The organism is Pseudoduganella sp. jia 12 (genome assembly GCF_055502675.1).
Genome location: NZ_JBUXKP010000008.1, coordinates 17735 through 34230, shown reverse-complemented (window position 1 = coordinate 34230; position 16496 = coordinate 17735). Strand labels below are relative to the sequence as shown.

The following is a 16496-nucleotide window of genomic DNA, read 5'->3' as shown; positions in this document are numbered from 1 at the left end:
TTCCTCAGTAAGCGCGGCGTTGCCAGCCTTGCAGCCGCGCCTCGCCCCAGGCCAGCAGGCGATCGAGCACGATGCCCACGGCGCCGATGACGATCATGCCGACCACCACGATATCGAGCTGCAGCAGCTGGCGGCCCCACACCATCAGGTAGCCGATGCCTTCGCTCGACGCCAGCAGCTCCACGAACACGAGCGACAGCCACGCCTGCATGACGCCCTGGCGCAGGCCGTTGAAGATGCCGCCGGCCGCCGCCGGCAGCACCAGGCGCCGCACCTTCTGCCAGAAGGTGAACTTGTAGACGGCCGCCACTTCCAGCAAGGCACGCGGGATGTTGCGGATGCCCTTGAACGTGTTGACGGCCACCGGCACCACGACGGCGATCGAGATCGCGGCGATCTTCAGCGCCTCGCCGATGCCGGCGAAGATGATCAAAAGGGGCACCCAGCCGATCACGGGGAATTGCGACACGAGTTGGAAGCCCGGATACACATAGGCTTTTATCGTGGGCGAGATGCCCATCGCGATGCCGAGCAGGAAGCCGGCGCCGCCGCCGATGGCGAGGCTCCAGCCCAGCCGCGACAGGCTGATGGCAAGGTTCGCCGTGAGGTCGCCGTTGTCCCACAGCTCGACCAGCGATTGCCAGACCAGCGCGGGCGCCGGCAGGATCTGTTCGGCCAGCCAGTGCTGGTCGACGGCGTATTGCCACAGGCCGAGCAGCAGCAGCGGCAGGATCAGGCCCGCGGCGATGTCGAAGGCGCGCGTGCCGAGCTGCGTGGCCAGGGCCTGCCAGCGCAGGGGAGCGTTCGGTGCTGCGTCGGATGCCGTGTGCGGTGCCGTGCTTGCCGTGGTGCGGGGAACCACGTGCGCCAATGGGGCAGCAGTAGAGGGAACGGTGTTCATCGCGGTTTTATCGTGGTTTTCATCGATCAGGCAGTGAAGGGCGGGTTCAGTTCTGCGCCACCTGCGTGGTCTTCGGCTTGCCGGCGGCGTTGAACTCCGGCCAGTAGCCTTCCAGCTTCAGCTCCTTCAGCGCCGTGTTCAGGTACTTCGGCGCCAGCCAACCATCCAGGCTCACGTCGCGGCGAATCAGGCGGAATTCCTTTGCCTGCACGATCGACTTCTTCAGGTTCTCGGTGAAGTACTCGTCCAGCAGCGGCGACAGGCGCCACTTCAGCGGCACGTCGGCAAAGGTCTTCTGGTATTCGTGGTAGCTGGTGCCGGAGTTCGACCACAGCTTGTACTGCGCTTCGCGGTTCTTCTCTTCCGAGCTCCAGGCCGTGACCTTGACGAGCGCCGTCACCACGCGCTGCACGATGTCCGGGTATTTCTTCTCGAAGTCCTCGGACACCCAGAACACGCCCTGCGACGTCAGTTCCGGATCGGGGCCCGTCGAATAGATCACCTTGCCCACGCCGCGCGCCTCCAGGTCGAACGGGGCGATGAAGCCGCCGTCGACATCCTTGGTGGCGATCGCCGCGCGCAGCGTGTCGCCATCCATGCTGACCGTCTTGAAGTCACGCTCGGTCAGGCCATGCTTTTTCAAAATGCGGCCCAGCGCCAGCTGGCTGGCCGTGCCCTTGAACACGGCCAGGCGCTTGCCCTTCAGGTCTTCCAGCGATTTCGCTGGCGAGTCGATAGGGCCGGTGATGTACGACGGGCCGAAACGCGTGTACGACAGCAGGATCTTCGTCTTCAGGCCCGTGGAGCGGCCGATGATGATCGGCAGGTCGCCATGGTGCGCAAAATCGGCCAGGCCGTTGGCCAGCTGCTCGTTGGTGGCAGGACCGGCGCCGGGGTTGAAGGTCCACTGGATCTTGATGCCATCTTTGGCAAATTCCTTTTCCAGCACGCCCTGCTGGTGCGCGGTGGCGATCGACGTGCCGCCGGTGAGGGGGCGCCCGCCGGTGCCGGAACTCGAATACGAGATGCGGATGACCTTTGGCTTGTCCTGCGCGAAGGCGACCGGCGCGGCGAGGGAGAGCGTGCCGGCGGCGACGGCAGCCAGCAGGGCGGTGATGGTGTGGCGACGTAACGATTTCATGGCGATATCCTGTGATGGTCAGAAGCCGAACTGGAACTGGGCCAGCAACTCGTTCGAGCTGCGTTGCGCCGGGTTCTGGTAGTCGTAGTGGTTCAGGTTGAGCTGGAACTTCGTGGTCTCGGCGAAGAACAGGTTGAAGCCGAGGATGGCGGCCTTGGTCCTGTCGTTGACGAGCGCCGTGTTCGGATCGAACGTGTCGTAGCGCGCGAACAGCTGGTAGGACTTCGGCCAGAAATCGTCGTACTTCGCCTGGGCACGCGAGCTGGCGATCCACTGCTCGCCCCACGTGTAGAAGGCGGTCAGGTACTGGCCGCGCGACTTGATGTCGGGTGCATTGCTGGCGGCGGCGTCGCGGCCTTCCACGTACTCGTAGGTGATGCCGAACGGCGCGTGGTTGTAGTAGATGTCGAAGCCGTAGCGGTCGCGCTTGCCCTGGCCGACGACAGTCGCGCTTGTCCCTGTGCCGGCGGTCAGGTTCTTCTTGCCCTTGTAGGCCGAGGCACCGAACTTCAGCTCACGGAATACGCTGTAGTAATCGACCGGCAGCGTGAACGCGACGCGGGCCATGTAGTCCTTGTGGTTGTTGTCGTCCGACTTGTTCGGGCCGCTGCCGTTGACGACGCCGAACGCATACTCGAGCAGCGGTGCGCGGTAGTTGAAGCCATAGTCGACATACGGGTCGTAGTCGCCCCGCACGATCAGGCCGATCTGGCGGGTACCGACGCCAAGGCCGCCGAGGAATTGCGCGTTGTTGATCACCGGGCGCAGTTCCTCGCCGATCTGCGCTTCCAGGCCGAACGGGATCTGCTGCTGGCCCAGCGTGATGGTCAGGCGCGGGTCTTCCAGGCCGGTCAGCGTGGGCAGGGGGCTGTAGCGGATGTAGGCGTCGGTGGCATTGAGCTGGCTGCCGTCGGTGCCCGGGCTGTTCTTCGCATAGGCGAACGCCAGGCGGTAATCGAGGTTGCGCCCTTCCGAGTAATCGCGGTACAGGCTGCCCGCGAAATTGAGCGTGGCCTGGGGGATGTCGAAGCTCGACGAGCGGTCCGTTGCCGTGGCCGTACTGCCGGTGCGCACCGCCGGATCCTGCGACGTGTAGCGGGCCTGCACGCTGCCGCCGATGGTGGTGCCGCGCGTGGTGAGCGCCGTCTTCGTTTCGCGGTTGCGCTTCTGCTCGTACTTGTAGTTTTCCAGGTCGGTGCGCAGGCCGTCGATATCGGCCTTGGTAGCGACCTGCGGGGCGTCCGGGCCCTGCGTGTCCGTGCCGGTATTCGCGGCGATGTCGACGCCTGGCGCACCGGGATCGGCCTTGTCGGCGATCGCCGGGCCGATGGTGGTTTTCTCAGCGGTGGCGCCGGCCTTGGCTGCCGTTTCCGACGTGGCCGAGGAGGTTACCGACGAGGTGGATAGTGACGTGCGCGCGGCCGGTGCCGACTGGGCCTGGACCTGCTGCTGCAAGGTCTTGACGACGGCCTTCAGTTCCTCGATCTGGCGCTGCAGGTCCTCGTTGCTTTGCCCTGCTGCCTGGGCCGCGCCGGCGATCGTCAAGAGGCCGGCGACGCTGCAGATTCTTCGATGTAGGTACTTCAAACAATGCTCCTGATGGGTTGACGGTTCACTGCTGTTTGCCTTTACTACGCAGGTTCCGTGCCAACCTTTTCGGGGCGTTTTCGCGGGATTTTCGGCGGGTTTTATGGTGTTGCCTGTCGATTCGCCAGCACATCGCCAGCAACCGGCGGCGGTGCTGTTGCGAAGCCAACAGCTCATTGACCATGAGCCTGGCTTCGCGGTGTGGAAACGATCAGGCGGCCTTGGCGGCCTTGATGGCGAAGCGGTTCTGTGGCTTGTCCAGCCCCAGGTTTTCACGCAGCGTGGTGCCTTCGTACTCGGTGCGGAACAGGCCGCGCTGCTGCAGCTCCGGAATCACCAGGTCGACGAATTCCTCCAGCGATTGCGGCAGCACCGGCGGCATCACATTGAAGCCGTCGGCCGCGCCGTTCTCGAACCATTTCTGCATCTCGTCCGCGATCTTTTGCGGCGTGCCCACCACCACCCAGTGGCCGCGTGCGCCGGCCAGGTATTCGTACAGCTGGCGCACGGTGAACCGTTCGCGGCGGGCCAGTTCGATCACCACGTGGTGGCGGCTGTTCTTGCCGGCCGGCGGCGTGGGGTAGTAGGGCGGCGGGGCATCGAGATCCCACTTCGTCAGATCCTCGCCGGGCCAGAAGCGCGCGATCGTGTCGAGGCCCACGGAAGGGTGGATGAGCTTTTGCAGCTCGGCCCATTTCGCCTCCGCCTCTTCCTGCGTGCGGCCGATGACGGGCGAGATGCCGGGCAGGATCAGCAGCTGGTCAGGGCGGCGGCCATATTTTGCCAGGCGGCCCTTCACGTCGCTGTAGAACGCCTGCGCTTCTTCGAGGCTGGTCCACGCGGTGAAGATCGCCTCGGCCGTGGCGGCGGCCAGCTCGCGGCCCGGTTCCGACGAACCCGCCTGCACGATCACCGGCTGCCCCTGCGGCGAACGCTCCAGGTTGAGCGGGCCGGCCACCTTCAGGTACTTGCCGTGGTGGTTCAGCGCGTGCAGCTTGTCCGGATCGAAGTACACGCCGCTTTCCGGGTCGCGCGAGAACGCGTCGTCCTCGTAGCTGTCCCACAGGCCCTTCACCACGTCGAGGAACTCGTGGGCTTTCTCGTAGCGGATTTCCGGATCCGGGTGTGCCTCCAGGCCGAAGTTGCCGTACACGGAGTCGGCACCGGTGGTGACGACGTTCCACGCCGCGCGGCCCTTGCTGATGTGATCGAGCGAGGCGAACTTGCGGGCCAGCAGGAACGGATCTTCATACGTGGTCGATGCCGTGGCAACGAAGCCGATGTGCTTCGTGACCACCGACAGCGCCGACCACAGCGTGACCGGCTCGAAGTACGACACGCGGCCCTGCCGGCTGAACGCCTCGTTATCCTGGCCGCGGTAGGCCACGCCCGGACTGTCGGCCACGAACACCTGGTCGAACTTGCCGCGCTCGGCGGTCTGCGCGACCTTGATGTAATGGTCGATGTTGACGCCCGAATCCGGTTGCGAACCGGGATGACGCCAGGCGGCGATGTGGTGGCCGGTGGCCATGATGAACGCGCCGAGACGCATCTTGCGCTGAGACATGAATTTTCTCCGAAATGAGGTAATGGAATTGCTGTTCAGCCCGTGTTGCCGGACCATGGTCCGGCTGCCAGGCAGCCGGGCTATAGGCCGGCAACACGGGCTCGGCCGTGGTCAACGTTGACTTTTCGCCTTCGATTTCACTCTGCTGCGATGCTGTTGAGCCCGTGTTGCCAGACCATGGTCCGGCTGCCAGGCAGCCGGGCTATAGGCCGGCAACACGGGCTCGGCTTTGGTTAATGTGGTCAGCGGGAGGTGCTGGCTTTCAGTTTGGCTTCCACCGCGGTGCCCTTGAAGAAGTCGGGATTGGCTTCGGTGTACAGCTTGTAGGGGTTGGTGAACACGTAGGCCTTGAAGTCCGCTTCGCTGATGACGCCCTGCTCGACGAGGCCATAGGCTTCGGCCAGCGCGTCGGTGAGGTCGGGCACGTCCCAGTGGCCCACGTCGGACGAGTAGATCGCGTTGATCTTCGTGCCGAGTGGGTTGGACTTGTCGTTGAACGCGGTGGCGATCGTGCGGTCGTCGGATTCGGAGCCGAAGAAGAAGTTGTCGACCCACTGTGCCTTGATGTCTTCCACCTTCTCGATGCCGGCCTTGGCGAAGTCTTCCAGTTCCAGGCCCTGCGGCTGGCGCGAGCCGTGCGTGTAGTGGGCGCCGAGCGTATCGCGGATCAGGTCTTCGCCGTCGATCGAGCGGCCCTTCGTCAGGTCGGCGCCGTAGCGGGCGAACAGGTCGGTCAGCAGCGCACGGTCGGTGGCGGCCGGGTCGTAGTTCTTGAGGCCTTCCAGGCTGCGCTTTTCCCAGCGGTCGACGAGGTGCGTGAACACGCGCGCCCCCCAGTCCGCGCCGCCTTCGAGCAGGCCCACGCGCAGCTGCGGGAAGCGCTTCGTGACGCCGCCGAAGAACAGCGCCTTGGCGAACGCTTCGGAGCCGTCGGCGAAGTGGCCGATGTGGTTGTTCATGTAGTTGCTGATCGAGCTGCGGCCCGTCCAGCCCTGGCTGCCGTAGTGGGTGAGGATCGGCACGCCCAGCTCGATGGCCTTGGCCCAGAACGGGTCGTAGTCGTATTCGCTGTCGATGCCGTAGAAGTCCTGGTACGAGATGTACTTCTGCAGTTCCGGATGGTCGGCGGCCGGGTACCTGTCGGCCAGCGCGCGGATCGGACGGCGCACGCTGCCGGCGATGTTGACGGCTTTCAGGCCCAGCGTCTTCACCGCGAATTCCAGCTCGGCGATGCCTTCTTCCGGCGTGTGCAGGCCGATGCCGGCCACCGGTGTGAGGCGATCGCTGTACTTGCGATACAGGTCGGCGTGGTAGTGGTTGATGGCGCGCTGCAGCGCGATGCGGTCGTCCCTGTCGCGCACGCCCAGCGGTGCCAGCACGTTGTTCGGGAACAGGATCGAATAGTCCGACCCTTGCTCTTCCTGGCGCTCGTACAGCAGTTCCGGCAGGTGGTACGTGGCCACGTCCAGCGTGTTCTTCGTCACGCGTGCCCACCACGGCGCGCGGATGGTGCGGTAGTACTGGCGTTCCTCCGGCGTCTGCTCGTACCAGTTCTTGCCGTTGCCGATAAAGCCGCGGCCGATGCGCGAAGCCGATGCGTTGCGCAGCGCGTCGACCAGTTTCACGCCGCCATAGTTGGCCACGTAATCCTCGAGGTCGGGCGTGTAGTCGTTGGTGTGGACATCGGTATCGATGACGGGGAAATCGAGCTTCTGCTTGACGGCGACGGAGGGGGAAGCTTTGATGCGGTCGAGGCGGTCGTTCACGGTGTTCTCCAATGGATGTTGAGGTCGGGGCGGCGCTACCGTGTCCATTGCAGCATTCGTGCCATGCAAAAAAGCGGGTAAAACGGTCTGTGGAGCGGCCGGGCTGCTGCTTGCCGCACAGTGCGTGCTGGCTGGCGCACAGGGGCGCAACAGCGGGAAGAAAGAAAGGGAAGAAAAGATTCCGGCGCGGCTGCGCCGGAAGATCACAGGGTAGCGGACATGCGGTGGAAAGGCCGGGTATCGGGCAGCGTGCCGCCAGGCTCGTTGCCGATCAGGCCAAAGCGCTTCAGGTGCGTGCGCAGCACGTTGCGGCTGATGCCCAGCGCCTTCGCGGTCTGCACCTGGTTCTGTTCGCAGGCGGAAAACGCGGCGCGGATCAGGCGCTCTTCGACGGTATCGAACAGCGCGGGCTCGCCCGCTTCGACCAGGTCGTTCAACAGTTCGTCGAGCCGGTCGAGGCTTGATTCCGGTGCGGCGGTGCTGGCGTGATGGACCGGCGCCGGTTGCAGGGTGGGGGCGATGGGTGCTGCCGAGCGGCTGCCGGGCAGGCGCGCGCCGATGCGCAGGTCGTCGGCGCGGATGCGGCCCTGGCGGCACACGATCAGCGCATAGTGGACGACGTTTTCCAGCTCGCGGATGTTGCCGGGCCAGTCGTAGGCCAGCAGGGCGCTCGCCGCGTCGTCGCCCAGTTCGACATCGTCCAGCTTCATCTTCTCGCCATACAGGCCGATGAAGTGGCGCGCCAGCGGCAGGATATCGCCGGGCCGCTCGTACAGGGGCGGCAGGTTCACCGTGGCCACGCTGAGCCGGTAATACAGGTCGGAGCGGAACCGCTCGGCGGCGATCGCCTTGTGCAGGTCGACGTTGGTGGCGGCAACGAGCCGCACGTCCAGCGGGATCGGCCGGCGTGAGCCGAGGCGCACCACCTGCCGCTCCTGCAGCACGCGCAGCAGCTTGACCTGCAGGGCCATCGACAGGTCGCCGATCTCGTCGAGGAACAGCGTGCCGCCATTGGCGGCCTCGAACCAGCCGGCGCGGGCCTGCGTGGCGCCGGTGAAGGCGCCCGTTTCGTGGCCGAACAATTCCGCATCGATCAGCGATTCGCTGAAGGCGCCGCAATTGACGGCGATGAAGGGGCCGCTCCGTTCGCTCTGCGCATGGATATGGCGGGCGACGAGTTCCTTGCCGGTGCCCGTCTCGCCGATGACGAGCACGGTGGCATCGCTGCGCGCCACCCGCTCCACCTGCTCGAGCAATGCAAGGGAACGGGGGTCGTGGAATAACAGTGCCTTGGCGCGGATCGACAGCGCCATCCCGAACGAATCGGGAAAAGTCAGTACCTTGTTCACAGTGCCTCGCAATGAAGGGGATAAATGCGGGTACAAATGCGGTGCGGGCGCGCGTGTCACCGCGCGGCCCCGGGGAGCTACAGCTTGGCGATCGACACTTCGGTAGCCTTCACCAGCGCCACCACTTCCACGCCGGGCGCCAGGCCGAGGTCGCGCACGGAACGGGTGGTGATGACCGACGTGACGATGCCGGCCGGTGTTTCGATATCGACTTCCGAAACGACCGGACCGTCGATGATTTCCTTGACCTTGCCGCGGAACTGGTTACGGACGTTGATTGCCTTGATGCTCATGGATTCTCCTTGTGGTGAGCTGTAAAAAAAATGCGGATAGGGATGCTGGCGAATACCGGCGGGGCGTGCCTGGCGACCCGGTGCCCTGGTGCGGGCATGAGCCGTCGTGGCCATCGGGTGGATGGCGTTTGTTCGCCACAGGATGGCGAGGCACGGTCAAGGTGAAAGAAAGGCGTCAGGCCCGGGTGCTACAGCGCGCCCGCATCCTGCATGCGCGAATCGCCCGGTGGCCCGGCTTTGGCATGGAATGGACGGCTATCGTTTGCATTGGTCCTGGTCCCCGGCGATTTCAGTAGAGCTTCAGGTTAAAGAAATGCCTGAAAAATAAGAACTAATCGTTTTGCCGATGTTTATACGCGCAGCGAATAAAGAAGCGGAACGAGGCGCCAGGGCGCTAGCATGAAAACCGCATATGCATGGAAGCGGCGCCGGAATTTGCATATTGGGACAATATCGTTGGAGCCCGCAGTGCGCCTTCGTATGATGCGTGCGCCCGGCCCGCGAGCCCTTTTTGCATTCATTTCGCATCCACAGAAACGGATTCCATGAACCAGACATTCCAGCGCAATGCCGCCCTGCTGGCGACCTCATTCGTGCTTGCCGTTCCGGCGGGTGCGGCTGGTGTGGCGGGTATGGCCATCCCCCAGCCGGCCACCGAGTCCACGGCCAGGCTGCATGCTGCCGTGGGCGCGCACCTGCCGCTGGCGGACAAACAGGCATTCGACGATGCCCGGCGTGGCTTCATCGGCACCACCGATGCGCCGGCGATCAAGGACGCCAACGGCCGCGTGGTCTGGAGCTTTGCACAATTCGCCTTTCTCCAGCAGGAAGAGGCGCCGGACAGCGTGCATCCCGTACTGTGGCGCCACGCGCGCCTCAATACCATCCACGGGCTGTTCAAGGTCACGGACCGCGTGTTCCAGGTGCGCGGCTTCGATCTTTCGAACGTCACCATCGTCGAGGGGGACAATGGCCTGATCGTGATCGACCCGCTGACCACCACGGAAACGGCCAGGGCCGCCCTGGACCTGTATTACCGGCACCGGCCGCGCAAGCCCGTGATCGCCGTGGTCTATACGCACAGCCATGCCGATCATTTCGGCGGCGTGCGCGCCGTCATCGATGAAGCGGACGTCAAGGCCGGCAAGGTGGCGGTCATCGCCCCCGCCGGCTTCCTCGCGGAAGCGGTCAGTGAAAACATCCTGGCCGGGAATGCGATGTACCGGCGCTCCCAGTACCAGTTCGGCAGCAACCTGCCGCGCAATGCGCGAGGCTTCGTCGACGCGGGCCTCGGCAAGGGGCTGACGGGGGGCTCGATCACGCTCATCGGCCCGACGGATACCGTCTCGCAGCCGCTGGAGACACGCCGCATCGACGGCATCGATATCGTGTTCCAGAATACGCCGGGTACCGAGGCGCCCGCCGAGATGAATCTTTACTTCCCGCAGTTCCGGGTATTCAACGTGGCCGAGAATGCGACGCATACGTTGCACAACCTGCTGCCGCTGCGCGGCGCGCAGGTGCGTGACGCGAACGGCTGGGCGAAATACCTGAACGAAGCGCTGGACCGGTTCGGCAAGCGCAGCGATGTACTGATCAGCCAGCACATGTGGCCGGTATGGGGCAGCGAGCGGCTTGCCGGGTTCCTGGCGCGGCAGCGCGACACCTACAAATTCCTCCACGACCAGACCCTGCGCCTGACCAACAAGGGATATACCCCTGACGAAATCGCCGAGCAGGTACGCATGCCCGCCAGCCTGGAACAGGATTTGTCCACGCACGGGGTGTATGGCGCGGTGCGGCACAACGTCAAGGCCGTGTACCAGCGCTACCTGGGCTGGTACGACGCCAACCCGGCCAACCTCGATCCATTGCCGAAAGCCGACGCGGCTGCGCGCACGGTGGCCTACATGGGGGGTGCCGAGGCGGTACTGAAACGGGCACAGGCCGACTTCGACAGAGGGGATTACCGCTGGGTGGCCCAGGTCACGAATCTGGTGGTGCAGTCCGATCCTGAGAACCGTGCCGCGCGCGAACTGGCGGCACGCGCCTTCGAGCAACTCGGTTACCAGGCCGAGGCCTCGACCTGGCGCAACGCCTACCTGTCGGGCGCGCAGGAGCTGCGTGACGGTCCCCCCGCAGGCCGCGTCTTCAGCCAGAACGCCGAGCTCCTGAAGGCGCTGAGCGTGGAAAACATCTTCGACTATCTTGGCGTGCGGATCGATCCGAAACTGGCCGAAGGAAAGCACATCCGTATCAACTGGGCATTCACGGACAGCGACGAGCGCTACATCCTCAATCTGGAAAACGCGGCGCTCACCTATGTGAAAGGCAGGCAGGACCCGGGCGCCGGCGCCACGCTGACCCTGTCGAAGGACGCGCTGGCCGGCATCCTCACGCAGGCCGGCGGTGTTCGCGATGCCATTGCCGGCGGCACCGTCTGGCTGGAAGGAGACCGAGCCCAGCTGCAAGAATTGCTGGGCGTGATCGAAACGGCCCCGGCAACGTTTCCCCTCGTGCTGCCGCGTACCGTCAAGTAACGCAGCGCAAGGAGGAGTAATTGATGGCGCACGGTGCAGTAGCGTACCGACGGCGTCGCCATCGCCCGGCATGATGGAGCCATATCGATACCTCATCTGAAAGGAGAATCATCATGGGTAAATATCTGCTCGCCTGGCTGCTCGGTGTTCCGGCGGTTGTCCTGGTCCTGATCTACCTGATCTTCTGATGCGGCGCCTGCGCCCCTCATGAAAAACGCCACTTGCCGTGGCGTTTTTTGTTTTTACGGTGTTTTCAGGGCTGCAAATTGGTCAGGCCACGTCTTGTTCGGCTAAGCTGGTGGCTGGACCAACTTCGTGACCGCCAGCCATGCCCGAACTGAAGCGACGCGCCTTCCTGCAGCAATCCCTCCTGGCCGCCAGTGGCGCGCTGGGCCTGGAAACCCTTGCCCACGCCGCCGGTGCGTCGCCGGTCGCCACCACCCGCCATGGCCAGGTGCGCGGTTATCGCGACAACGGCATCAATGTGTTCAAGGGTATCCGGTATGGCGCGGACACGGCGCCACGGCGGTTCATGGCGCCGCTGCCGCCCGAGCGCTGGAGCGGCGTGCGCGACGCGCTCGAGCATGGCGCGGCGTCGCCGCAGTCCAGCCGGGAGGATGCGACAAGCGAGGATTGCCTGTTCCTCAACGTATCGACTCCAGGCCTGCGCGACGGGGCGAAGCGCCCGGTCATGTTCTATATCCACGGCGGCGCCTACAACAACGGATCCGGTTCCAGCCCCCTGTACGACGGCGTGCGGCTGTGCCGCCGCGGCGACGTGGTGGTGGTGACCGTGAACCATCGCCTCAACGCGTTCGGCTACCTGTACCTGGCACGCCATGGCGGCGATCACTTTGCCGATTCCGGCAATGCGGGGCAGCTCGACCTGGTGCTGGCGTTGCAATGGGTGCGCGACAATATCGGTGAATTCGGCGGCGATCCGGGCAACGTGACCGTGTTCGGCCAGTCGGGCGGCGGTGCCAAGATCGCCACGCTGATGGCGATGCCCGCAGCGGCCGGCCTGTTCCACCGCGCGGCCACGATGAGCGGCCAGCAGGTGACGGCCAGCGGCCCGCTCAACGCCACGCTGCGCGCCCAGGCGGTGCTCGATGCATTGAAGGTGCCGGCGGGCCGCGTCGACGACATCCGCACGATGCCGTATCAACGCATTGTCGCCGTGCTGGGCACGCGCGACCCGGTGCTGCCTTACAGCGGTGTATCGTTCGCGCCGGTGCTGGACGAACGCAACCTGCTGCGCCACCCTTTCTATCCGGACGCGCCGGCGCAATCGGCCCATATCCCGATGATGATCGGGAACACGCACGACGAAACGCGCGCCTTCCTGGGCGGCGACCCGGCCAATTTCAACCTGGCGTGGGACCAGCTGCCCGCGAAGCTCGTGCCGAACATGCGCGTCGATATCCAGCCCGAAGCGGTGATCGCCGCCTACCGCAGGCTGTACCCGAAGCTGTCCGCCAGCGACCTGCTGTTCAAGATCACCACCGCCTCGCGTTCCTGGCGCGGCGCGATCATCGAGGCGGAAGAACGGGCGAAGTCCGGCAGCCCCGCCTTCGTCTACCAGCTCGACTGGGCGACGCCGAAGGACGGCGGCAAGTTCGGCGCGCCGCATGCTTCCGATATCCAGCTCGTGTTCGACAATATCGGCAAGCCGGGCGCCACGGCCATCGGCCCGCAGGCGCAGGCGATGGCGGACATGATGAGCGAGGCGCTCATCGCGTTCGCGCGCAGCGGTGATCCAAATCATCCGCTCATGCCGCGTTGGGAACCTTATGGCATGGAACGCCGTCAGACCATGATCTTCGATGTGCCGCCGCGATTGGAGGACGATCCGCGCGGTGCCGAGCGGCGGATCTTTGCCAAGGTGCCTTACGTGCAGCCGGGAAGTTAAAGAAAATACTGCACGAAATTACTGAGCGGCGGTACTGAGCGGAGGTGCCGGCCGGGGCTTGCCACCAGTCGGGGATAATGACGCACTCCCTTGCGCACTTCCTTACGCTGCCATCTCCCATGCATTTTTCCATCGACGACATCCGGCACCAGTTCGATTCCGGCACCTTTGCACGCGGCGAGGATTACGCGCGCCGGCGCAGGGTCGCCAGCGTGCTGTGGGACGACGACGTTCTCCTTGGCGAAGTCGAGGGTAGCGGGCACCAGGTCTATGAGCAAACCATCTACCTGAAGCCGGGCCGGCGTGGCGTGCACGTGGACGGCGACTGCACGTGCCCCATGGACCACAACTGCAAGCACGTGGTGGCGGTACTGCTGGCCAGCATGGAAGACAGCAAGCCGATCCCCGAAGTATCGCCCTCGGCCCTGCCGCCCAGGGCCGAGCTGTGGCTGGGCCGCGTTGCGCAAACCCTTGCGCAAACCCTCGCGCAGCGCGGTTCCGCTGCCGGACCGGCGCGCGGCCCGGAATACAGGCTCATCTACGTGCTGATGCCGGACGGCGATGATGGCCTGCTGCGCCTGAACCTGTGCAAGGCCCGCCTGCGCAAGAACGGCAGCATCGTCGCCGCCACCCTGCACAATGATTTGTACAGTCTGCTTTCCATGCGGCCGAACTACCTGCGGCGGGAGGACGAAGAGCCGGTGCGCCTGCTGTCCGCGCTGCGCACCGGCAGCATGTATGCCGGCGATATCCGGCCCGCCGGCACGATCGGCGCCCGCCTGCTGGTCCAGTTGTGCGCGCAGGACCGCCTGCTGTTCGCCCGCTCGGCTGCCGAACTGAAGAACGGTAACGTGGTACCTGTTCGCCCGGGGCCGCCAAGGCGCGCCGCGCTCGGCTGGCATGGCGACGGAACGGGCAGCGAGCAGGTGCGGCTGGGCTGGCGCTTCGACGACGGCATGCCGGCCGGCCATGTCCTGGCCACCGAGCCGGCGCACTACCTGGAGGGCGACATGCTGGGCGAACTGGCACTGCCGCAGGAACTGGCCGCGGTGCCGCTCGACGCGTTGCTGGGCCTGGTCGCGGCGGCCCCGCCATTGGCGCCGCAGCAGCGTGCCGGCATGGCGGAGCGCCTGGCCGGGCAAGGCCTGGACCGGCTGTTGCCCATGCCGGTGGAATTGGAAAGCCGTCTGCGCCGCGATATCGTGCCGGTAGCGCGCCTGGTGCTCGACAGCCTGCCTGCCGACTTCCGTGGCGAGACATGGTGGGACGATCAGGCCGTGCTGTCCTTCGATTACGACGGCATGCCGGTCACCGGCGCGGCCCCCGCGGTCTTGCGCCGGATGACGGGCGATGCGATCGAACTGGTCGAACGCGACGCGGATGCCGAACGTTCGGCATGCGCCATGCTCGCCAGCCTTGGATTCCTCGGCGAAGCGGACGAATCGCCATCGCACGGTTTGCCTGGCGCCTTGCGCCTGTCCGATCCGGCCAACTGGTTCGACTTCGTGCGCCATGGCGTGCCGCGCCTGCGCGCCGCCGGCTGGCAGGTCGAGATGGAAAGCGGTTTCCGCTATGACTTCCAGGAGCCGCAGGAGTGGTATGCCGAACTGGACGAGGAAGGCGAAGGATTCAACGCCTGGTTCGCCCTCGAACTCGGGTTCTTCATCGACGGCAAGCGCCACGCGCTGCTGCCGCTGCTGCTGCAGTTGATCCGCAGGGCCCCCTACGACTTCGATGCCGCGGCGCTGGCCGCAAGGGCAGACGACAGCGAGATCCTCATGGACTTGCCCGAGGGCGGGCGCGTCGCCCTGCCGTGGAACCGCATCAAGCCGATCCTGACTACGCTGGGCGAGCTGTATTTTACCGAGCGTCTGGGCAGCAGGCTGCGCCTGCCCGTGATGGATGCGGCCCGGTTGGCGGAGCTGGAACGGGCCGCGCAGCTGCGCTGGGTCGGCGGCGAACGCCTGCGCGAACTGGCCAGAAAGCTCGACGGCTTTGCCGGCCTCGTGCCCGCTGCCGCACCGGCCGGCCTGCGGGCCACGCTGCGCCCTTACCAGCGGGAGGGCCAGGCCTGGATGCAGTTCCTGCGCGAACATGATTTCGCCGGCATCCTGGCCGACGACATGGGGCTCGGCAAGACGATCCAGGCGCTGGCCCATATCCTGGCCGAAAAGGAAGCGGGCCGGCTCGATGCGCCGGCGCTGGTGGTGGCGCCGACGAGCCTGATGGACAACTGGCAGGCCGAGGCCGCGCGCTTCGCCCCCGGCCTGCGCGTGCTGCTCCTGCATGGCAAGGACCGGGCGGCGCTGTTCGACGCCATCGGCCAGGCCGACCTGGTGCTGACGACGTATCCGCTGCTGTCCCGCGACGAAGCCGCATTGCGCCAGCAGCGCTACCACCTGCTGATCCTGGACGAAGCGCAATACATCAAGAACAGCCGTTCCCGCGCGGCGCAGACGGCCCGCCTGCTCGACGCGCGGCATCGCCTGTGCCTGACCGGTACGCCGGTGCAGAACCACCTGGGCGAACTGTGGTCGCAATTCCATTTCCTGATGCCGGGGTTGCTGGGCGACGAACGGGGCTTCAATGCCGTGTTCCGCAAGCCGATCGAGCACGGCGGGGACACCTTGCGCAAGGATCTGCTGGCGCGGCGCATCAAGCCGTTCATGCTGCGGCGAACGAAGGACAAGGTGGCGACCGAACTGCCGCCCAAGACGGAGATCGTGCTGCCCGTCGACCTGGGCGGCGCCCAGCGTGACCTGTACGAAACGGTGCGCGTGGCCATGGACCGCAAGGTGCGCGACGAGATCGACCGCAAGGGCCTGGCGCGCAGCCAGATCGTGATCCTCGATGCGCTGCTCAAGCTGCGCCAGGTGTGCTGCGACCCGCGCCTGCTCAAGAACCATGAAGCCGCTGCCGCCGCCACCGGTTCGGCCAAGCTCGACACGCTGATGGAACTGCTCGATACGCTGCTGAGCGAGGGCCGCAAGGTACTGGTGTTCTCGCAGTTCACCAGCATGCTGGCGCTGATCGCGGAGGTGCTGCGGGCTCGTGCTGTCGAGTTCGTCACACTGACGGGCGACACCGACGACCGTGCCGCCCCGATCGCTGCCTTCCAGCAGGGCAGCGCCGCGGTGTTCCTGATCAGCCTGAAAGCGGGTGGCGTGGGACTGAACCTCACCGCGGCCGACACGGTCATTCACTACGATCCCTGGTGGAACCCCGCCAGCGAAAACCAGGCCACCGACCGCGCGTGGCGCATCGGCCAGGAACAGCCGGTGTTCGTCTACAAACTCATCGCGCGCGGCACGCTGGAAGAAAAGATCCAGGAGATGCAGCGCCGCAAGGGCGAGCTGGCGCATGCCGTGATCGATGCCGAAGGCGGCCTGGGGCCGGGGTTCGGCGCAGAGGAGCTGCGGGCGATTCTTGGATAATCGCCGGGC

The 16496-nt window shown here is 65.5% G+C and carries 10 protein-coding genes; 3 read left to right on the top strand and 7 right to left on the bottom strand.

Translation table 11 applies throughout. From position 1 onward, the window contains the following. Positions 1-4: 4 nt before the first annotated feature. The 7 genes from ACY65G_RS18350 to ACY65G_RS18320 form a co-directional block, all read right to left on the bottom strand. Entirely contained in the window at positions 5-901 is an 897-nt protein-coding gene (locus ACY65G_RS18350) for an ABC transporter permease (protein ID WP_464998738.1), read from the bottom strand. Positions 902-947: 46 nt separating this feature from the next. Further along, positions 948-2042 carry an ABC transporter substrate-binding protein gene (locus ACY65G_RS18345; RefSeq protein ID WP_464998737.1) on the bottom strand — a complete coding sequence of 365 codons (1095 nt, stop codon included), beginning with the start codon at positions 2040-2042 and terminating at the stop codon, positions 948-950. A gap of 18 nt (positions 2043-2060) precedes the next feature. After that, a complete protein-coding gene (locus tag ACY65G_RS18340) occupies positions 2061-3629 on the bottom strand; it encodes a porin (protein ID WP_464998736.1) in 1569 nt (522 codons plus the stop codon). A 211-nt stretch (positions 3630-3840) separates the two neighbouring features. Then, the gene (locus ACY65G_RS18335; protein ID WP_464998735.1) at positions 3841-5196 is read right to left on the bottom strand and encodes an LLM class flavin-dependent oxidoreductase; all 1356 of its coding nucleotides are present in this window, start codon (positions 5194-5196) and stop codon (positions 3841-3843) included. A gap of 242 nt (positions 5197-5438) precedes the next feature. Continuing rightward, positions 5439-6962: an amidohydrolase family protein gene (locus ACY65G_RS18330; RefSeq protein ID WP_464998734.1), complete on the bottom strand. Its 1524-nt coding sequence runs from the start codon at positions 6960-6962 to the stop codon at positions 5439-5441. Positions 6963-7165: 203 nt separating this feature from the next. Next, entirely contained in the window at positions 7166-8311 is a 1146-nt protein-coding gene (locus ACY65G_RS18325) for a sigma-54 interaction domain-containing protein (protein WP_464998733.1), read from the bottom strand. A gap of 77 nt (positions 8312-8388) precedes the next feature. Further along, positions 8389-8604, bottom strand: a complete 216-nt coding sequence (locus ACY65G_RS18320) for a TOBE domain-containing protein (RefSeq protein WP_130186902.1) — start codon at positions 8602-8604, stop codon at positions 8389-8391. Positions 8605-9149: 545 nt separating this feature from the next. Here ACY65G_RS18320 and ACY65G_RS18315 point away from each other — a divergent pair. The 3 genes from ACY65G_RS18315 (at position 9150) to ACY65G_RS18305 (ending at position 16487) form a co-directional block, all read left to right on the top strand. Continuing rightward, entirely contained in the window at positions 9150-11144 is a 1995-nt protein-coding gene (locus ACY65G_RS18315) for an alkyl/aryl-sulfatase (protein WP_464998732.1), read from the top strand. 328 nt (positions 11145-11472) lie between these two features. Continuing rightward, a complete protein-coding gene (locus tag ACY65G_RS18310) occupies positions 11473-13053 on the top strand; it encodes a carboxylesterase/lipase family protein (protein ID WP_464998731.1) in 1581 nt (526 codons plus the stop codon). Between the two features lie 119 nt (positions 13054-13172). Next, positions 13173-16487, top strand: a complete 3315-nt coding sequence (locus ACY65G_RS18305; protein ID WP_464998730.1) for a DEAD/DEAH box helicase — start codon at positions 13173-13175, stop codon at positions 16485-16487. Positions 16488-16496: the final 9 nt, after the last annotated feature.